This window comes from Streptomyces sp. NPDC059828 (genome assembly GCF_042731955.1).
Classification (GTDB): Bacteria; Actinomycetota; Actinomycetes; order Streptomycetales; family Streptomycetaceae; genus Streptomyces.
Genome location: NZ_JBHWIW010000020.1, coordinates 16,488 through 35,163, shown reverse-complemented (window position 1 = coordinate 35,163; position 18,676 = coordinate 16,488). Strand labels below are relative to the sequence as shown.

Sequence of the window (18,676 nt, the reverse complement as noted above, 5' to 3'; positions counted from 1 at the left end):
GGACCCGGACCCGACCCCCATCCCGGACCAGGACGGTCAGGGCACGCCCCTCGGGCGGCGCCTCCTGCTCTCCGTGCTCGGCCTCGGCGCCGCAGGCGTGGCCACCGCCCCGTACCTCCAGCGGGGCCTCGAGTCCGTCCTCGGCTCGATCGCGGACAAGGACCCCACCAAGCTCACAGGTCTGCTCCCCAACGGCGGCGGCTTCCGCTATTACTCGGTCGCCTCCTCCGTACCGCACAAGGGTGCGGCTGACTACCGTCTCACCGTCGACGGACTGGTCGAGCGGCCGTCGACCTACACCCTCGACGCGCTCCGGGCCATGCCGCAGACCCGTGTAGAGCGCGACGTCCAGTGCGTCACCGGCTGGCGGGTGCCCCGCACGGCCTTCGAGGGCGTGACACTTTCCGCGCTGCTCGACGCGGCCGGGGTGCGGCCCGAGGCCCGGGCGATCCGTTTCACCTGCTTCGACGGCACGTACAGCGAGAGCCTCACGCTGGACCAGGCGCGCCGCTCCGATGTCCTGGTCTGCCTGCGGATGCAGGACGAGCCGCTCAGCCACTCACACGGCGGCCCGGTGCGCCTCTTCGTCGCACCCATGTACTTCTACAAGTCCGCGAAATGGCTGTCCGGAATCTCGCTGACCTCCAAGGTGCAGCCCGGCTACTGGGAGGAGCGGGGCTATGACGTCGACGCCTGGGTCGGCCGGTCCAACGGCCGGGACGACGCACCCACCGTCTGAGAAGGACCCGAAGGCACGCAGGTTCAGCCGCGCCGAGCGCTGGGTCCACCGTGCCACGGCCGTCCTGATGCTGCTGTGCGTGGCCACCGCGGCCTGTCTGTACCTTCCCGAGCTCGCCGAACTCGTCGGTCGCCGCTACCTCGTGGTGACCCTGCACGAGTGGTCCGGACTGCTGCTGCCGGTGCCGTTCCTGCTCGGTCTCGCCTCGCGTGCGTTCCGGGCCGACCTGGGGCGGCTCAACCGCTTCGGGCGGCACGACCGGCAGTGGCTGGCCGCCGTGCGGCGCCGGCTGCACGGCCCCGCGCACCGTCCTGCGGGCAAGTTCAACGCCGGGCAGAAGATCTTCGCCGCCTGGATCGCGGGTGCGGTGCTGGTGATGCTCGGCACCGGGTTGCTGATGTGGTTCACACACCTCACGCCACTGGTGTGGCGGACCAGCGCGACCTTCGTCCACGACTGGCTGGCGCTCACGGTCGGCATCGTCATCGCCGGGCACATCGGCATGGCCGTCGCCGACCCGGAGGCGCGCCGCGGTATGCGCACGGGGTCGGTCGAGCGCCCCTGGGCCAGGCGGGAACACCCGCTATGGGACCCCGACAGGGACTGACTCCCGGGGCGGGTCCCGCGTGGTGATCCCTCAGGCCCTGACCGGGTCCGAGAGCGTCACCCGGCCCCGGTCCCACGCCCTTCGAAGCCCCCGGTCGGTTGCAGCGCCGCGACGGCCCGACCGGTGATGTCGCCGGGAGAGCCGGTCACATCGACGGTGACACCGGACTCGTCCTGCTCGAGCGGCTCCAGGGTCGCGAACTGGGAGTCGAGCAGCGCGGTCGGCATGAAGTGCCCCGCACGCTCGGCCATGCGCCGTTCGATGAGCGCGCGGTCTCCGCTGAGGTGGAGGAACACCACCCCGGGGGCCGCCGCGCGCAGCCGGTCCCGGTAGCTCCGCCGCAGCGCCGAGCAGGAGACCACCCCGCCCCTGCCCGCCCGGCCGGCCGCCCAGCGGCCGATCGCGTCGAGCCAGGGCCGGCGGTCCGCGTCATCCAGCGGGAGCCCGGCCGACATCTTGGCGATATTGGCCTGCGGATGGAAGTCGTCGCCTTCCGCGTACGGAACGCCCAGGCGTGCGGCGACCAGGGGACCGATCGTGGTCTTCCCGGTCCCCGCCACACCCATCACCACGACGACGGGAGCATTGCTCATCGGTGCCTCGCTGTCTCCATCGACACGAACCCGGCTGCTGAAGCCGTCATCGTCCGATGCCGTCCTCGTCACGTCGCCGAGGCCGTTCGCGAAGGCGACGCGGATCTCGACCCTTGATATCGGGTGCACAGCGGAACTTCTTGAACACCTTGCATCGCTTGTCGAAACCTCTGAAAAACCTCAGATTTATACCTTAGTGAGCTTCACCACTGCCAAAATCCCAGGGTTGCCGTGACTATGTGGTCTCGGGCCCTCTGCGCCCTCATGCCTTGTTGCGGTGACCGACCTTCTCCACCGCGAAGGCCGCCCGGTGGACGACCGGGTACCGCACACCCCCTCACGAAGGCGAACAGCTCTATGAGTGACCGCACTATGACTGCGGCCGAAACGTCCGTCGCCGGGACCCCTGCCACGGGCACTCCCCATGTGGACGCCGGTGACGCCGGGTACCGCAAGGACCTCAAGTCACGCCACATCAACATGATCGCCATCGGCGGCGCCATCGGTACGGGCCTCTTCCTGGGTGCCGGTGGCCGGATGGCCAACGCCGGCCCCTCGCTCTTCATCGCGTACGCGGTCTGCGGTGTCTTCGCCTTCTTCGTCGTGCGCGCGCTCGGCGAGCTCGTCCTCTACCGGCCGTCCTCCGGTGCGTTCGTCTCGTACGCCCGTGAGTTCATGGGGGAGAAGGGTGCCTACACGGCCGGCTGGCTGTACTTCCTCAACTGGTCGACGACCGCTGTGGCGGACATCACGGCCGCGGCCACCTACGCCCACTTCTGGGCGATGTTCAGCGACGTCCCGCAGTGGGTGCTCGCCCTGATCGCGCTCGCCGTGGTGCTCGCCGCCAACCTCATCTCGGTGAAGTACTTCGGCGAGATGGAGTTCTGGTTCGCGATCATCAAGGTCGCCGCGCTGGTGGTCTTCATGCTCGTCGGCATCTATCTGGTCGCGACCCAGCACGAGGTCGGCGGCCACACCCCGGGCCTCGCCACCATCACGGACAACGGCGGGATCTTCCCCAACGGCATGATGCCGATGCTGCTGCTCATCCAGGGCGTCGTCTTCGCCTACGCCTCCGTCGAGCTCTGCGGCGTCGCCGCCGGTGAGACCGAGAACCCCGAGAAGATCATGCCGAAGGCGATCAACTCGATCATGTGGCGCGTCGGCCTGTTCTACGTCGGCTCCGTCGTGCTGCTCGCCCTGCTGCTGCCGTACACCGCGTACTCCGGAGACCAGAGCCCGTTCGTCACCGTCTTCAACAAGCTCGGCATCCCGGGTGGTGCCCATGCGATGAACCTCGTGGTGCTCACCGCCGCCCTGTCCAGCCTGAACTCCGGCCTCTACTCCACCGGCCGCATCCTGCGCTCCATGTCGCTCTCGGGCTCCGCGCCCAAGTTCACCGGCGTGATGAACAAGGGCGGCGTCCCCTACGGCGGCATCCTGCTCACCGCGGGCTTCGGCGTCGCCGGCGTGCTCCTGAACTACGTCATGCCCGGTGAGGCCTTCGAGCTGGTGCTCAACTTCGCCTCGATCGGCATCATCGGCACCTGGGGCATGATCATGCTCTGCTCCCTGCTGTTCTGGCACCGCTCCAAGGACGGCCGGGTCACCCGCCCGGGTTACCGGCTGCCCTGGGCTCCGTACACCCAGCTGATCACACTGGTGTTCCTCGCCTCCGTGCTGGTCCTGATGTGGATGGACGGCGGCATCAGCCGCACCACGGTCAACCTCGTCCCGCTGATCGCGCTCACGCTCGTCGGCGGCTGGTACCTGGTGCGTGGCAAGGTCAGCAGGATCGCCGCGGGCCAGACCAAGCGCTGAGGTCAGCAGGCCGAGGGGCATCCACAAGCCCCCGCACGCTCGGGCCCCCCGACGGAAGATCCGTCGGGGGGCCTCGCCGTTGGCGCCTCCCCGAGCATGGTGATGCGGTACACATGCAGTACGCACCTGTCCCGAGGATCCCGAGGAAGGGAAGCACCGCAATGCCGCAGCAGGTCAAGGGGGTCGTCGCCCCAGGCAGGAACGAGCCCGTCCAGGTCATGGAGATCACCATCCCCGACCCGGGGCCCGGCGAGGCCGTGGTGAAGATCCAGGCTTGCGGGGTCTGCCACACCGACCTCCACTACAAACAGGGCGGCATCAGCGACGACTTCCCCTTCCTGCTCGGCCATGAGGCCGCGGGCATCGTGGAGTCGACCGGACCGGGTGTCACCGACGTCGCCCCCGGCGACTTCGTGATCCTCAACTGGCGCGCCGTATGCGGCCGCTGCCGCGCCTGCCTGCGCGGCAAGCCCTGGTACTGCTTCGACACCCACAACGCCCGCCAGAAGATGACGCTGGCGAGCGGACCGCAGGCGGGGACGGAGCTCTCCCCGGCGCTCGGTATCGGTGCCTTCGCCGAGAAGACCCTGGTCGCAGCCGGCCAGTGCACCAAGGTGGACCCCGAGGTCAGCCCCGCCGTGGCCGGGCTGCTGGGCTGCGGAGTCATGGCCGGCATCGGCGCCGCGATCAACACAGGAAACGTCGGCCGTGGCGACTCCGTGGCCGTCATCGGCTGCGGCGGCGTCGGCGACGCGGCCATCGTGGGTTCCCGGCTCGCGGGAGCCGCCCGCATCATCGCCGTCGACATCGACGACCGGAAGCTGGAGACCGCCCGCTCCATGGGCGCCACCCACACCGTCAACTCCCGTACCACCGACCCCGTCGAGGCCGTACGCGAGCTCACCGGCGGCTTCGGTGCCGATGTGGTCATCGAGGCCGTCGGCAACCCCGAGACCTACCGCCAGGCCTTCTACGCCAGGGACCTGGCCGGCACCGTCGTCCTCGTCGGCGTGCCCACCCCGGAGATGAAGCTCGAACTCCCGCTCCTGGACGTGTTCGGCCGCGGTGGCGCGCTCAAGTCCTCCTGGTACGGGGACTGTCTGCCGTCGCGCGACTTCCCCATGCTCATCGACCTGCACCGGCAGGGCCGTATCGACCTGGGTGCCTTCGTCACCGAGACGATCGGCCTGGGCGACATCGAGAAGGCCTTCGACCGGATGCACGAGGGCGATGTGCTGCGGTCCGTGGTGGTGCTGTAGCCGTAGCCCAGGATGTGACCTGGTGGGCCCTCACCAGGCTGCGAGGGTCAGCCTGCTCTCGAAGCGGCACTCCCGTCCCGTGAGCGGATCGACGAACTCCAGCGACCGCGCGAGCAACTGCAACGGCAGGGAGTAATCCGTCCCGCCCCCGGGCTCCTCGTCGCGCACCACCGGATACACGGGGTCGTGCAGGATGGGGAGCCCCAGCCGGTTCATGTGCACCCGCAGCTGGTGGGTCCGGCCGGTCACCGGCACAAGCCGGTACCGGCCGAGCCCGCCGCGGTGCTCCAGCAGCTCGACACGGCTCTCGCTGTTCGGCTCGCCGGGTACCTCGCGGGCCGCCAGCACCCCCCGTTCCTTCTCGATCCGGCTGCGGACCGTGACCGGAAGCGCGACCCCGGGGTCGTACGGCGCCACCGCCTCGTATTCCTTGCGCACCAGCCGCTGCCGGAACAGCGTCTGGTACGCCCCGCGGTCCTCGGGACGCACCACGAACAGCACGAGACCCGCCGTCAGCCGGTCGAGCCGGTGGGCGGGCTGCAAGCGTGCCAGCCCCAGGTCCCGCCGCAGCCGGGCGAGCGCGGTCTCGGTGATGTGCCGACCGCGCGGAGTGGTGGCGAGGAAGTGCGGTTTGTCGGCGATCACCAGGCGCTCGTCCCGGTACACGATCCCCACCTCGAACGGCACCCGCTCCTCGGTCGCGAAGTCCCGGTGGAACCACAGATGACGGCCCGCGGTGTACGGCTCGTCCGCGGCGACGGGACCGTCCGCCGAGACGAACCGCCCCTCGCGCAGCATCGCCTCCACCTTCGCGGCGCCGATCGCCGCGCCGAACCGCGCGACGAGATGCTCCCGCAGGGTGGGCCAGGCCCCATCCGGGTCGGCGGGCAGCCGGATGCGCACGGGGTCGATCCCGTCCCGCTGTGGCAGCGGTGCCACCGGCACCGTCCGTCGTCTGCGTCCCACAGCTCCCGCACTCAGTGCCCAGTAGCTCGCCAGAAGGCCCAGAAAAGCAGAAAACCCCTGATCAACAGGGGTCCTCGCTGGTGTCCGAGGGGGGACTTGAACCCCCACGCCCGATAAAGGGCACTAGCACCTCAAGCTAGCGCGTCTGCCATTCCGCCACCCGGACAAGGTGTCTGTCTTGCGGCCTGCGGCCGTTCCGACGTGGAAAACCATAGCAAACATTCGAGGGTGCTCGATCACGCCCCCGGCGGCCGGCCCGGGGGTGAGCGTGTGCCGGTACGCGGGCGCTCTTGGGGCGCGGGCGCAGGGCGCGGGAGGATGTGAGGGACCACCGAGCGACAGCGGGAGGAAACAGCGTGAGCGAGTCGAGCACCGGCCGGACGATCGCCGGCGAGGACGAGGTCGTCGACCTCTGTCGCGATCTGATCAGGATCGACACCAGCAACTACGGCGACCACTCGGGCCCGGGGGAGCGGGCAGCCGCTGAGTACGTCGCGGAGAAGCTCGCCGAGGTCGGCCTGGAGCCGAAGATCATCGAGTCCCACAAGGGGCGGGCCTCCACCGTGGCGCGCATCGAGGGCGAGGATCCGTCCCGGCCCGCCCTGCTGATCCACGGCCACACCGACGTCGTGCCGGCCAACGCGGACGACTGGACCCACCACCCGTTCTCCGGGGAGATCGCCGACGGCTGCGTCTGGGGCCGGGGCGCGGTGGACATGAAGGACATGGACGCGATGACCCTCGCGGTCGTACGGGACCGGCTGCGCAGCGGCCGCAAGCCCCCGCGTGACGTGGTCCTGGCCTTCCTCGCCGACGAGGAGGCCGGAGGCCTCTACGGGGCGCGCTACCTCGTCGACAAGCATCCGGACCTCTTCGAAGGCGTGACGGAGGCGATCGGCGAGGTCGGGGGCTTCTCCTTCACCGTGAACGAGAACCTGCGGCTCTATCTGGTCGAGACGGCTCAGAAGGGCATGCACTGGATGCGGCTCACCGTCGAAGGCACCGCGGGGCACGGCTCGATGACCAACAGCGACAACGCCATCACCGAGCTGTGCGAGGCGGTCGGCAGGCTCGGACGGCACACCTGGCCGGTGCGCGTCACCAAGACCGTACGGTCCTTCCTGGACGAGCTGTCCGACGCGCTCGGTACCCCGCTCGACCCGGAGGACATGGACGCCACCCTCGCCAAGCTGGGCGGGATCGCCAAGATGATCGGCGCGACGCTGCGCAACTCGGCGGCGCCCACCATGCTCGGCGCCGGCTACAAGGTGAACGTGATCCCGGGGCAGGCCACCGCGCATGTCGACGGGCGCTTCCTGCCGGGGTACGAGGAGGAGTTCCTGACCGATCTCGACCGGCTGCTCGGGCCTCGGGTGAAGCGCGAGGACGTGCACGCGGACAGGGCGATGGAGACCAGCTTCGACGGCGATCTCGTGGACGCGATGCAGTCGGCGCTGAAGGCCGAGGACCCCATCGCGCGGGCCGTGCCGTACATGCTCTCCGGAGGCACCGATGCCAAGTCCTTCGACGATCTCGGGATTCGCTGCTTCGGTTTCGCGCCGCTGAAGCTGCCGCCCGAGCTGGACTTCGCCGGGATGTTCCACGGGGTGGACGAGCGTGTGCCGGTCGAGGGGCTGAAGTTCGGCGTCCGGGTGCTCGACCGATTCCTCGATGCGAGCTGACGGGCTGTACCGGGCATGTGGACCGCACTGAGCCGCCGGGGTTTCCATCATTCCCGTATTCGGCCGTGCGTACGTACTTGACTGAAAAGAGTGAATGGGACCATACGCTAGTAGCTCCATTACTTCCCCCTCGTTACAAGGTGTGCGGTCCGCGGCTGGGATCGCATTGCCAATAAGGAGGAAGTAATGATCAAGAAGGTCGTCGCTGCTGCGGCTGCCACCGGTGGTCTGGTTCTCGCGGGTGCGGGGATGGCCGTCGCCGACTCCGGTGCTCAGGGCGCTGCCGTGCAGTCCCCGGGCGTGCTGTCCGGCAATGTCATCCAGGCTCCGATCCACGTTCCGGTGAACGTCTGCGGCAACACGGTCTCCGTGATCGGGCTGCTGAACCCGGCCTTCGGCAACTACTGCCAGAACGCGTGACGTTGCACCTCGACTCCTGAGGAGTCCGGCGGCCCCGGAGTGCGCGCCGCGTGCTCCGGGGCCGTTGACATTCCGCCTCCGGGCGACAGCGCCCGGGGGTGTTCCGGAAGTCAGAAGGCAGGGAACTACCTATGCGACAGGTCACGCGAAAAGGCCTGATCACCATGGCTGCCGCGGGCGGAATGCTCGCCCTGAGCGGTGGCTACGCACAGGCGCACGGTGGCGCTGATGCCCACGGCAGTGCGTCGAATTCACCGGGGGTCCTCTCCGGAAACGCGGTCCAGGTGCCGGTGCACGTCCCGGTCAATGTCTGCGGTAACACCGTCAATGTCGTCGGGCTGCTGAACCCCGCGTTCGGAAACCGCTGCGCCAACGGCTCGGGTGAGGGCGGCAGCGGAGCCCACGCCGATGGCGGGACCACGAACTCGCCGGGAGTCGGATCCGGAAACACGGTCCAGGTCCCTGTCGACGTTCCCGTGAATGCGTGCGGGAACAGCGTGACGGTCATCGGCCTCGGCAACGCGGCCGTCGGCAATGGCTGCCGCAACGGCGAGGGCACCGGCGTACCGGGAGAGCCCGGGGAACCTGGTGAGCCTGGTGAGCCGGGAGAACCTGGTGAGCCCGGGGAGCCGGGAGAACCTGGTGAGCCGGGGGAACCTGGTGAGCCGGGAGAGCCGGGAGAGCCGGGAGAGCCGGGAGAACCTGGTGAGCCGGGTCAGCCCGGAACGCCGGAGGAGCCGACCGTCCCGAACACCCCGAACACACCGGGTACCAACACCGTCACCCCGCCCAGGGCCACGGACCAGCTCGCGCACACCGGTGCGGGCTCGCTCGGCTTCGTGCTCCCCGCGGGCGCCGCACTGCTCGGCGGTGCGATCCTCTACCGCAAGGCCCGCGCCTCAGCGTGATCGTGGCGTTACCCAGCGGCGTGAAAACGGATCGGGCCCGCAGCAGCGGGCCCGATCCGTCTTTTCCTGCGGCAGGGACTCACCAGGTGGCGCGAACCTGACGGATGATGCGCCGGCGCAGCCGCACCTTGCGGCTGCCATCCCGGCGGAGACTCAGTCGGTCCAACTCCCAGTGTCCGTACTCGGCATGGTCGGTCAGCAGACGGGTCGCCTCCTTGCGAGAGACCCCGCGCGGCACATACACGTCGACAAATTCGTATTCCGGCATCGCATCTATTGTGCGGGCAGAGCCCCGGTACGGATAGCGTCTTCCCTATGTCTGATGAATCCGCTCCTGCGCAGCCCACAGCTGCCGAGGTTCGCGCCGCCGCCGAGGCGGTCAAAGCCGCGCTGGACCGTCACCTCGAAGCGGTCGAACGCCGCACGGGAGAGGACGACCCGGCGGTATACGACGCCTTCAACGCTCTCGCCGCGGCAGCCGAGGCCTATGACGAACGCCTGTATGACCGCTATGACGAAGTCACCCCCTTCGAGATTCCCGGAGCGGATGACTCCCTTCCGCCCTACGCCGGTCCCGAAGAGCCAAACGCCCTGAGCGTGCTCATCCGGCGTGACTACGCCGTGGCCCACCCGCAGCGACTGCTCGCCCAGGCCCAGCGCATCGCCGATGTGGACCAGGACGACACCCCGGACCGTACGGCGGCCATGGTGGGCACCAGCGTGCACGCCGCGCTCGGCGTGCTCTTCGGTGAGTACGAAGCGGATGAAATCGCGTCCCGGCACAAGGAGTTCGGCCTCGAGGAAGGAGACTCCACACTGTGGGTCTCCGCGCTGGACGACCTCCCAGAGCCGGGGGAATGGCTGAGCACGCCGTTCGACCAGGCTGATCCCGAGCGGGTGGTATGCCGCTTCGACGTCAGCGCGGTCTTCGACGAGGACGATCTCGACGAGGACCTCGACGGCGACCTGGACACGGCGGACACCTGACCGGCCCGAGCCCGCTTCGTCCCGGACCGCCCGGCCGAGCCTCTGTCCGGCGGGGCGGTCCGCTGACCGGGGGCATGTGGCCTATGCGTCCGGCGCGGCCAGCAGCCCCTCCAGCAGGGTGCGCAGACGGGTCGTGCGGGCCTGGGCCGGGACATGGGCGACCGCGTGCGCCAGGGCCTGCTCCACACCGTGGACCACCGAGAGGTGCTGCTCACCGCGGCTGAAGGCGGTGTAGACCCAGGGACGGCTCAGGCCCTGTGCGGCGTCTCCCGGGAGCACCACGACAGCGGCCGGCCAGCGGCTCCCCGCAGCCTGGTGTGCCGTGAGCGCCCAGCCGTGCCGCAGCGCCGCTCCGAGCTGCTGCCTCGGGACGATTACGGGCGTCCCCTCGCAGTCGATACGCAGACCCTCCGCATCCGCCGAAACGACCGTGCCGCACAGGGTCCGCCCGGGACCCGGGACATACGCCACCCGGTCACCCGGATCGAAGCCCCCGAAGCGACCAGGGCCGGGATTGAGCCGTTCCTTGAGTGCCGCGTTGAGCGCGCGGGTGCCCGCCGAGCCGCCGTGGCCGACCGTGATCACCTGGGTCCGGTCCGACGGGACGCCGATCGCCCGCGGTACCGAGTCCGCGACCAGCTGGACCGTACGGTGCACGGCCTCGGCGGCGTCCCTGACCGGGACGATCACGACCTCCTTGCCCGGCGCCGCCACCTGGTTCAGCTCACCGATCCCGATGCCCGAGACCAACTCACCGATCGGGCCGGGGTCGGGCACCCGGGAGGCGATCTGCGGACACACCCGGGCCGCCAGCACATCGGCGAACACCCGCCCCGCACCCGCCGAGCCCAGCACTCCGGGGTCACCGCTCAGCACCAGTCGGCTGCCGTCGGAGAGGGACTCCACCAGCATCGCGGCGCTCTCGACATCGAGCTGTGGCGCGTCCAGCACGGCCAGCACGTCGAGGGCGAGGCTGCCGTCCTCGTCCCGGCCGGGACCCTGGGCACCGGAGAGCAACCCCCGCACGGTGACCGCCTCGTCGCCGTCAGCCAGCCGCCGGCGGCCGTTCTCGCCGTGGGTCGCGATCACCGCACGCAGCCCGTGCCCGCGGGCCGCCTCGATCAGCGCCAGGGCCTCGGTGCGCGCCGCCTCGCCGCCCGTGTGCACGATCAGCCCATGGCCGGCGGCCGCCCGCACCAGCTCGGGCCCTTCCCAGACGTCGCCCGGACCCGTCCGCACCAGGCGGGCCATACCGTCGGCAAGGCTCTCCTCCGCGAGGGCGTAGCGGTCAAGACCCACGAGGACCGGCACATCCGGCCGATCCTTCCCCGCGTCTGCGACCTGCTCCGCCTCCCCGGCTCCGCCTGCCCCCTCCGGGGCCCCTTCGTCCTCCTCGTAGCCGTCTTCTTCCAGCCCGTCATGGAAGACCAGAACGGCGCCTTCGGCGATGACCTGCTCGAGCGCCTCCCCGGGGTCCGGCATGGAGCGCGCACCGAGCGCCTCGTGCACGGCGGACGCCTCCAGCGCGGTGTGGCCCTGTTGCGCGGCCTGCTCCAGCAGCCAGGTCACCAGACCCACCGCACGCCGCGTATCGCCCGGTTCGCACGCGGCACCGAGCAGGGCCCTGGCGAAACCGTCGGCCTGCTCCGGCCGGACACCCGGCACGCCCAGCAGCCGCCAGGGATCGTCACGCAGCACCTGTGCGGCCCGCTCCCCGAGCACCCCGGCGACCCGCTCCGCGAGTCCCTCGGGGGCACCGCCCGACACGAGCACCTCCAGCACCGCGGCCACCACCGCGGGGTCGGCCTGCCGAGGCTCGCGCTCCGGCTCCCGTGGCCGCTCCGGCTGCGGCATGGACGAGGCGGCCGGCGGCCTCGGCGCGGTGGGCTGCTCGAACAGCGCGCTCCCCGGCTTCTGTCCGCTCTCCACCGCCCGCACCGCCGCCAGCAGGTCGGCGGCCGTTCCGCTCAGCTTCGCCCCCGCCTCGACGGGGCCGGCCTTCTCCGCCTTGCGCCGCTCGATCTTGGCCCTCAGCTCCCGCTGCGCCGCCAGCTCGGTCTCCGTCTCGGAGAGCCCGCCCCCGCCGTCCTGCCCGCTCTCCGCGGACGGGAGCTTCCCGGCTGCCTCCCCGGTGTCCACGCCGTCGGGGACGGCGGCGTCCTCGTGCTCGTCCTCCGGGGGGCCGGGGTTCGCCCCGGGTTGCGCAGTCACAGCGTGCTCCAGTCCTGGTCGGGATAGCGGTGCACGGGCGCCGACACGTCGTCGAGCGCCTGGCAGATTTCGTCAGGCAGACTAAGGCCCTCCACTGACAACGCCGCCTCGAGCTGCTTCGCCGTGCGTGCCCCGACGATGGGCGCCACCACTCCGGGGCGGTCGCGCACCCAGGCGAGCGCCACTTCGAGCGGGGTGGTCGCCAGGCCGTCCGCCGCCGTCGCCACCGCGTCGACGATGCGGCTCGCCGTGTCGTCGAGATAGGGCTCGACGAACCCCGCCATCGTCTCCGACGCCCCGCGCGAGTCCGCCGGCGTCGCCGCCCGGTACTTGCCCGTGAGCACCCCGCGCCCCAGCGGGGACGACGGCAGCAGCCCCACACCCAGGTCCAGCGCCGCCGGGAGCACCTCGCGCTCGACCCCGCGCTGCAGCAGCGAGTACTCCATCTGCGTGCTCGCCAGCCGCGTCCGTATGCCCGGAGCGGCGAGCTGCCACGTGGCCGCCTTCGACAGCTGCCAGCCGCAGAAGTTCGACACACCCGCGTATCGCGCGCGTCCGCTGCTCACGGCGAGGTCAAGGGCCTGGAGGGTCTCTTCCAAGGGGGTCAGCGGATCGAAGGCATGGATCTGCCAGAGATCGACGTGGTCCGTGCCGAGGCGGTCCAGCGACGCGTCCAGGGCAGCCAGTAGATGGCCGCGCGAGCAGTCGAACCTGCGGTCCGGCTCCAGCACGCTTCCCGCCTTCGTCGCGATGACCAGATCACGACGTGGCACCAGCCGTTCCATGAGCCGCCCGAGCAGATACTCGGCCTCCCCGCCGCCGTACACATCGGCCGTGTCGACCAGCGTGCCGCCCGCCTCCCAGAAGGCCTTCACCTGCTCAGCGGCGTCGTGCTCGTCGGTGCCGCGCCCCCAGGTGAGGGTGCCGAGCCCGATCCGGGACACACGCAGGCCGGTACGGCCGAGATGCCTCTGCTCCATGCGGCGAGATTACTGGCCAGGGCTCCACCCGAATCCACCCTGTGGATAAGTCACTCCTGACGAACCCGGGACCGTCGCGCTAGAGTCCGCGAAGAAAGACGTTACTCATCGGTAAGGGGAGCGGTATGCGGCTCGGCATCAATCTTGGCTACTGGGGCGCCGGCATGGACGGCGACAACCTCGCCGTCGCGCAGGAGGCGGACCGCCTCGGTTACGACGTCTGCTGGGCCGCCGAGGCGTACGGCTCCGACGCCCCGACCGTCCTGGCCTGGGTCGCCGCTCACACCGAGAGCATCGACATCGGCTCCGCGATCTTCCAGATCCCCGCCCGCCAGCCCACGATGACCGCCATGACCGCGGCCACCCTCGACACCCTCTCCGGAGGGCGTTTCCGCCTCGGCCTCGGCGTCTCGGGGCCGCAGGTCTCCGAGGGCTGGTACGGGGTGAAGTTCGACAAGCCGCTCGCCCGCACCCGTGAGTACGTCGAGATCGTCCGCAAGGCCCTGACCCGCGAGCGCCTCAGCTACGAGGGCGAGCACTGGACCCTTCCGCTGCCGGGTGGCCCGGGCAAGCCCATCAAGCTGACCGTGCACCCCCAGCGCGAGCAGATCCCGGTCTACATCGCCGCCATCGGGCCCAAGAACCTCGAGCAGACCGGTGAGATCGCCGAAGGCGCCCTGCTGCTCTTCGCGGCCGCCGAGCACATCGAGGACACCGCGATCCGCCACATCCGCGCGGGCCGCGAGAAGGCCGGCAAGACCATGGAGGGCTTCGACGTCTGCCCGACCCTCCCGCTCGCCCTCGGTGACGACGTCAGGGGCCTCGCGGACATGTTCCGTCCGTACACCGCGCTGTACGTCGGCGGCATGGGCAGCCGGAAGCAGAACTTCTACAACCAGCTCGCCCAGCGCATGGGCTATGAGAAGGAAGCCGCGGAGATCCAGGAGAAGTACCTCTCCGGGGACAAGAACGGCGCAGCCGCGGCGGTGCCGCACGAGCTGGTCGACTCGACGGCGCTGCTCGGCCCCGTGGAGCGGATCGCCGAGCGGATGCAGGCCTACGCCGCGGCCGGGGTCACCACGCTGACGCTTGCCCCGGCGGGCTTCACCCTGGACGAGCGGCTCGCCGCCCTGCGGGCCGGCACCGATGCCCTGGAGCGCTCCGGGCTCGCCTGATCCGGCCTGAGACGCGTGATCCGGCGCATGCGACATGCCTGCGGCCGTGGTGGGGGCTCGGGGGTCATCCCCGCCACGGCCGTCATGGCGTCTAACGCGTCGGGCGTCCGCGGGTCACGGCGCCAGGGGCAGCCGCGTGGATGCGGGCTCTCCGGTGCCCCCCACACGCTTCGCGCGCTCCTTCTTTTGGCTGAGTTCTCCGCTCCCTCGGTTGCCTGACCGGCCGGTCCGCACTTGACTCGTTCTTTGCGGGTGTCCGACTGGAGGTGGCAGTGATGCTCTCGGCCCGAAGCCTGTTCCAGGAAATCCTCGACAGTGATGACTCCTACCAGCTCTTCTGCTCGATCGCGGCCAGTGGCGAGACGCAGGGCGGCTGGGAGAACGGCAGGATCGCGGCACTGGTGCCCGACTCCATGTGCGAGCTCGCGCCGAAGATCATCCGGCACGGCGCGGACGAGGACAAGCACGGGCGGATCTTCAACGGGCTGCTGAAGAAGCGTGGGCTCGATCCGGTCGACGTCCCGCCCGAGACGGACTACACCATGCTCCTGGAGCGTCAGGGCATCGGCCTCGCCCACGACAAGCTCCGCCAGGACCAGCGGCTGAGCGAGCGGGACATCATCGTCTATCTCTCCCACAGCCGGGTCACGGAGCAGCGCGCGGCCGACCAGATGGACATGCTGGTGAGGTACTTCGGCGATCACCCCGAGGTCGGCAGGGCCATCCGGCAGATCTGTCATGACGAGGACAACCACCTGGCCTACTGCCACGAAGAGTTGCTCCGCCTCGCCTACGCCGGGCACGGGCGTGCGATCCAGCGCACCCTGCACGAGTGCGCCCTCACCGAGATCACCGTCTACCGGGACGTCAGCCTCGCCGTCATGTCCCATATGGGCAGGCTGCTGCGCTGGCCGAAGGCCAAGTCGGCGGCTCTCGCCGCGGGCATCCACGCGATGTACGCCTATGAGCGCGCCGGAGGCTGGCGGCGCATGGTCAGCCTGAAGATGCCCGAACGGCGCAATGCCCTCGGCGGCCCGGCGACGACGGCTCCCGTCCTCTGATCACCGTGAACCGGGCACACCGGTGCCGCCCCACCCGCATCACAGCCATCCGCGACGCTTGAACATCCGGTACAGCCCGTACACCACAGCCGCCATCAGCAGCAGGACCGCCGGATACCCCCAAGTCCAGCCCAGCTCGGGCATGTGCTCGAAGTTCATCCCGTAGATCCCCGCGACCATCGTCGGTACGGCGACCATGGCGGCCCAGGCCGAGATCTTCCGCACGTCGTCGTTCTGCCGGACGCCCATCTGCGCGAGGTGCGCCGCCAGGATGTCCGACAGCAGCCGGTCGAGCCCCTCCACCTGTTCGTTGACCCGCATCAGATGGTCGCTCACATCACGGAAGAACGGCTGGGCGTGTTCGTGGACGAAGGGGACCGTCGCGTTCGTGAGCCGTTCCACCGGCGCAGCCAGCGGTCCGGTCGCCCGGCGGAACTCCAGCACCTGGCGCTTGAAGGTGTAGATCCTCGCCGCGGTGTTCCGGGAGCCGCCCCCGTCGGGCGCGAAGACCTCCGCCTCCAGGCCCTCCATGTCGATCTGGAGCTCGCTCGCGACCTCGATGTAGTGGTCCACGATCGCGTCGCAGACGGCGTAGAGCACTGCGGTCGGACCGTGTCTGAGCACGTCCGGAGAGGCCTCCAGACGCATCCGTACGGAGTGGAGCGGCGCGCTCTCCCCGTGCCGCACCGTGACCACGAACGAGTCCCCGATGAAGACCATCACCTCATCGGCGGAAACGGTGTCGGTCTCGGCGTCGTACTTCAGCGGCTTGAGGACCACGAACAGCGAATCGTCGTACACCTCCAGCTTGGGCCGCTGATGCGCGCTGAGCGCGTCCTCCACGGCCAGCGCGTGCAGTCCGAACTCGCTGCTGACGCGGTCGAACTCCGCCGCCGTCGGCTCGTGGAGCCCGATCCACAGGAAGGCGTCCCCGCTCGCCCGGGCCTCGGCGAGGGCATCGGACAGATCATCGGGACCCTTGGTGCGGCGGCCCTCCCGGTAGATGGCGCAATCCACGATCACGGCGCGCATTCTTCCGCGCCTGGTGCCCGCCCGCACCTGGACGGCTCCCCGCCGCCCCATCGGCATTACGCTGACCGGCATGGCCACGTTGATCCTCGTACGCCACGGACGCTCCACCGCCAACACCGCGGGGGTGCTCGCCGGCTGGACGCCCGGAGTCGGCCTCGACGAGCGTGGTGGGCTGCAGGCCGCCGCGCTGCCCGGACGCCTCGCCCCCGTGGCGCTCGCCGCCGTGGTCACCAGCCCGCTCCAGCGCTGTCTGGAGACCCTCCAGCCGCTGCTGGACGCGCGACCGGGACTGCCGCTGCACACCGACGAGCGGATCGGCGAGTGCCACTACGGCGACTGGTCGGGCCGCAAGCTCGCGGAGCTGGCCGACGAGCCCCTGATGCAGGTCGTCCAGCAGCATCCCTCCGCGGCGGCGTTCCCCGGTGGCGAGTCGATGCGCGCCATGCAGGCACGTGCCGTGGACGCCGTACGCGACTGGAACTCACGTCTGGCGCAGGAACACGGCGAAGACGTGGTCTATCTGATGTGCTCGCACGGCGACGTCATCAAGTCCCTCGTGGCGGACGCCCTCGGCATGCACCTCGACCTCTTCCAGCGGATCCATGTCGAACCGTGTTCCGTGACGGCCATCCGCTACACGCGCACCCGCCCCTTTCTGCTCCGGCTCGGAGACACAGGGGACTTCGGCTCGCTGGCGCCCGCGAAGCACACGGCGGAGGCACAGGACGGAGCCGCCGTGGTCGGGGGCGGTGCGGGCGCACGGTGATCGGTTGGCGCAGTAGGGTGGACGGGCCGAAAGCCCGCTGATTCTCAAGGGAGACAGGACGTGTCCCGTCAGGTATTCCTCTACGACCCGCCGGACCGCTTCGTGGCCGGTACGGTCGGGCTGCCTGGACGCCGCACCTTCTTCCTCCAGGCGTCCGCGGGCGGACGCACCACCAGCGTCGCCCTGGAGAAGACCCAGGTCGCGGCGCTCGCCGAGCGGATCGACGAGTTGCTCGACGAAGTGGTGCGGCGCACCGGGGGCAACGCCCCCGTGCCGGCCATGGCCCCCACGGACGTCGCCGACACCGCACCGCTCGACGCCCCGGTGGAGGAGGAGTTCAGGGTCGGCACGATGGCGCTGGCCTGGGACGGCGAGGAAGAGCGCATGATTGTCGAGGCGCAGGCGCTCGTCGAGCTCGACGCGGACTCCGAGGAGGACCTCGCCGAGGCCGAGGAACGGCTGCTGCAGGACGAGGAGAACGGACCGCCGATGCTGCGCGTCCGGCTGAGCGGGGTGCAGGCGAGGGCCTTCGCCAAGCGCGCCCTGGACGTCGTGAACGCGGGGCGGCCGCCATGCCCCCTGTGCAGCCTGCCGCTCGACCCGGAGGGACACGTATGTCCGCGCCAGAACGGATACCGTCGCGGAGCGTGACCGCCCTCGAGCTGCTCACCAAAGGTGAGCTGACGGTGAAGGGGCGGGTTCGCGAGGCGTCCAACGCGGTGCTGTTCTGCACCGTCGCCTACGACGGCGAGGAGGCGCACTGCGTCTACAAGCCGGTCGCTGGTGAGCGGCCCCTGTGGGACTTCCCCGACGGGACACTCGCGCAGCGCGAGGTCGCGGCGTACGAGATCTCCGAGGCGACCGGGTGGGGTCTTGTGCCGCCGACCGCGCTGAGGGACGGCCCGTACGGCGAGGGCATGGTCCAGCTCTGGATCGAGGCGGATCCGTCCGCCGACGGGCTGCTCGCCCTGGTCGACACGGACGAGCCGGGCGACGGCTGGAAGGCGGTCGGGCTCGCCGATGTGGGGGAGGGCCGCACCGCGCTGCTCGTACACGCCGACGATCCCCGGCTGCGGCGGCTCGCCGTGCTCGACGCGGTGATCAACAACGGTGACCGCAAGGGTGGTCATCTGCTTCCGACGGCGGACGGCCGCCTGTACGCGATCGATCACGGCGTCACCTTCAACGTGGAGGACAAGCTCCGCACCCTGCTCTGGGGCTGGGCGGGGGAGCCACTCACAGCGGACACCAGGGAGGTTCTCGGGGCGCTCGCCACGGCACTCAGTGACGGTTCGTGCCTCGCGGACCGGCTGGCGAAGCTGCTCACGGCCGCCGAGGTGACGGCCGTCCGGTCGCGGGTGGCCGCTCTGCTGGCAGACGGACACCACCCGGAACCGTCCGGGACCTGGCCCGCCATCCCCTGGCCGCCCGTCTGACCCCGTCCGGGGCGGTCCGGCCACCGATACGGC

General features: G+C 70.3%; 19 protein-coding genes and 1 tRNA gene. 13 read left to right on the top strand and 7 right to left on the bottom strand.

The window, feature by feature from the left end:
* Positions 1 to 19 precede the first annotated feature (19 nt).
* Together ACFV6V_RS14655 and ACFV6V_RS14650 are read left to right on the top strand one after the other, a co-directional pair.
* A complete protein-coding gene (locus ACFV6V_RS14655) occupies positions 20 to 739 on the top strand; it encodes a molybdopterin-dependent oxidoreductase (protein ID WP_385564261.1) in 720 nt (239 codons plus the stop codon).
* Positions 681 to 1,346 carry a cytochrome b/b6 domain-containing protein gene (locus ACFV6V_RS14650; protein WP_385564093.1) on the top strand — a complete coding sequence of 222 codons (666 nt, stop codon included), beginning with the start codon at positions 681 to 683 and terminating at the stop codon, positions 1,344 to 1,346. Before ACFV6V_RS14655 ends, ACFV6V_RS14650 begins: the two co-directional genes overlap by 59 nt.
* A 56-nt stretch (positions 1,347 to 1,402) precedes the next feature.
* Here the strand turns inward: ACFV6V_RS14650 and ACFV6V_RS14645 are convergent, their stop codons facing one another.
* Complete coding sequence (locus ACFV6V_RS14645) at positions 1,403 to 1,939, bottom strand: gluconokinase (RefSeq protein ID WP_385564258.1); 537 nt, start codon at positions 1,937 to 1,939, stop codon at positions 1,403 to 1,405.
* Between the two features lie 357 nt (positions 1,940 to 2,296).
* Here ACFV6V_RS14645 and ACFV6V_RS14640 point away from each other — a divergent pair, with 357 nt between their 5' ends.
* Together ACFV6V_RS14640 and ACFV6V_RS14635 are read left to right on the top strand one after the other, a co-directional pair.
* Entirely contained in the window at positions 2,297 to 3,760 is a 1,464-nt protein-coding gene (locus tag ACFV6V_RS14640; protein ID WP_385564091.1) for an amino acid permease, read from the top strand.
* A 161-nt stretch (positions 3,761 to 3,921) separates the two neighbouring features.
* Positions 3,922 to 5,019 carry an S-(hydroxymethyl)mycothiol dehydrogenase gene (locus ACFV6V_RS14635; protein WP_385564089.1) on the top strand — a complete coding sequence of 366 codons (1,098 nt, stop codon included), beginning with the start codon at positions 3,922 to 3,924 and terminating at the stop codon, positions 5,017 to 5,019.
* Between the two features lie 30 nt (positions 5,020 to 5,049).
* Here ACFV6V_RS14635 and ACFV6V_RS14630 read toward each other — a convergent pair whose 3' ends face one another.
* Complete coding sequence (locus ACFV6V_RS14630; RefSeq protein ID WP_385564086.1) at positions 5,050 to 5,958, bottom strand: RluA family pseudouridine synthase; 909 nt, start codon at positions 5,956 to 5,958, stop codon at positions 5,050 to 5,052.
* Positions 5,959 to 6,063: 105 nt separating this feature from the next.
* Positions 6,064 to 6,151, bottom strand: a tRNA-Leu gene (locus ACFV6V_RS14625).
* A gap of 190 nt (positions 6,152 to 6,341) precedes the next feature.
* Between ACFV6V_RS14625 and ACFV6V_RS14620 the strand changes: the two genes are divergently transcribed.
* The 3 genes from ACFV6V_RS14620 (at position 6,342) to ACFV6V_RS14610 (ending at position 8,995) form a co-directional block, all read left to right on the top strand.
* The gene (locus ACFV6V_RS14620) at positions 6,342 to 7,667 is read left to right on the top strand and encodes a M20/M25/M40 family metallo-hydrolase (protein ID WP_385564083.1); all 1,326 of its coding nucleotides are present in this window, start codon (positions 6,342 to 6,344) and stop codon (positions 7,665 to 7,667) included.
* 186 nt (positions 7,668 to 7,853) lie between these two features.
* A complete protein-coding gene (gene chpH / locus ACFV6V_RS14615; RefSeq protein WP_361286853.1) occupies positions 7,854 to 8,087 on the top strand; it encodes a chaplin ChpH in 234 nt (77 codons plus the stop codon).
* Positions 8,088 to 8,218: 131 nt separating this feature from the next.
* Entirely contained in the window at positions 8,219 to 8,995 is a 777-nt protein-coding gene (locus ACFV6V_RS14610; RefSeq protein ID WP_385564080.1) for a chaplin, read from the top strand.
* Positions 8,996 to 9,074: 79 nt separating this feature from the next.
* Here ACFV6V_RS14610 and ACFV6V_RS14605 read toward each other — a convergent pair whose 3' ends face one another.
* Positions 9,075 to 9,263, bottom strand: a complete 189-nt coding sequence (locus ACFV6V_RS14605) for a DUF5703 family protein (protein ID WP_175410115.1) — start codon at positions 9,261 to 9,263, stop codon at positions 9,075 to 9,077.
* A gap of 47 nt (positions 9,264 to 9,310) precedes the next feature.
* Here ACFV6V_RS14605 and ACFV6V_RS14600 point away from each other — a divergent pair, with 47 nt between their 5' ends.
* Positions 9,311 to 9,982, top strand: a complete 672-nt coding sequence (locus tag ACFV6V_RS14600) for a hypothetical protein (RefSeq protein WP_385564077.1) — start codon at positions 9,311 to 9,313, stop codon at positions 9,980 to 9,982.
* A gap of 81 nt (positions 9,983 to 10,063) precedes the next feature.
* On the opposite strand, the gene ACFV6V_RS14595 is transcribed toward ACFV6V_RS14600, so the two are convergent.
* Positions 10,064 to 12,193 carry a helix-hairpin-helix domain-containing protein gene (locus ACFV6V_RS14595; protein WP_385564074.1) on the bottom strand — a complete coding sequence of 710 codons (2,130 nt, stop codon included), beginning with the start codon at positions 12,191 to 12,193 and terminating at the stop codon, positions 10,064 to 10,066.
* Positions 12,190 to 13,173, bottom strand: a complete 984-nt coding sequence (locus tag ACFV6V_RS14590) for an aldo/keto reductase (protein WP_385564072.1) — start codon at positions 13,171 to 13,173, stop codon at positions 12,190 to 12,192. The genes ACFV6V_RS14595 and ACFV6V_RS14590 overlap by 4 nt, the downstream gene beginning before the upstream one ends.
* Positions 13,174 to 13,298: 125 nt before the next feature.
* Between ACFV6V_RS14590 and ACFV6V_RS14585 the strand changes: the two genes are divergently transcribed.
* The gene (locus ACFV6V_RS14585; RefSeq protein ID WP_385564069.1) at positions 13,299 to 14,348 is read left to right on the top strand and encodes an LLM class F420-dependent oxidoreductase; all 1,050 of its coding nucleotides are present in this window, start codon (positions 13,299 to 13,301) and stop codon (positions 14,346 to 14,348) included.
* Positions 14,349 to 14,623: 275 nt separating this feature from the next.
* On the top strand, positions 14,624 to 15,409 hold the full coding sequence (locus ACFV6V_RS14580) for a ferritin-like domain-containing protein (RefSeq protein WP_385564067.1): 786 nt from the start codon (positions 14,624 to 14,626) through the stop codon (positions 15,407 to 15,409).
* A 39-nt stretch (positions 15,410 to 15,448) separates the two neighbouring features.
* Here the strand turns inward: ACFV6V_RS14580 and corA are convergent, their stop codons facing one another.
* Positions 15,449 to 16,441 (bottom strand): magnesium/cobalt transporter CorA, encoded by a 993-nt coding sequence (gene corA, locus ACFV6V_RS14575; protein ID WP_385564255.1) that lies wholly within the window; start codon positions 16,439 to 16,441, stop codon positions 15,449 to 15,451.
* A 70-nt stretch (positions 16,442 to 16,511) separates the two neighbouring features.
* Between corA and ACFV6V_RS14570 the strand changes: the two genes are divergently transcribed.
* Genes ACFV6V_RS14570 through ACFV6V_RS14560 form a run of 3 tightly spaced genes read left to right on the top strand, consistent with a single transcriptional unit; the run spans position 16,512 to position 18,643 of the window.
* Positions 16,512 to 17,207, top strand: coding sequence for a histidine phosphatase family protein (locus tag ACFV6V_RS14570; RefSeq protein WP_385564064.1), 696 nt, complete (start codon positions 16,512 to 16,514; stop codon positions 17,205 to 17,207).
* 60 nt (positions 17,208 to 17,267) lie between these two features.
* Complete coding sequence (locus ACFV6V_RS14565) at positions 17,268 to 17,858, top strand: DUF3090 domain-containing protein (RefSeq protein ID WP_385564061.1); 591 nt, start codon at positions 17,268 to 17,270, stop codon at positions 17,856 to 17,858.
* Positions 17,822 to 18,643 carry an SCO1664 family protein gene (locus ACFV6V_RS14560; protein ID WP_385564058.1) on the top strand — a complete coding sequence of 274 codons (822 nt, stop codon included), beginning with the start codon at positions 17,822 to 17,824 and terminating at the stop codon, positions 18,641 to 18,643. The genes ACFV6V_RS14565 and ACFV6V_RS14560 overlap by 37 nt, the downstream gene beginning before the upstream one ends.
* Positions 18,644 to 18,676 lie beyond the last annotated feature (33 nt).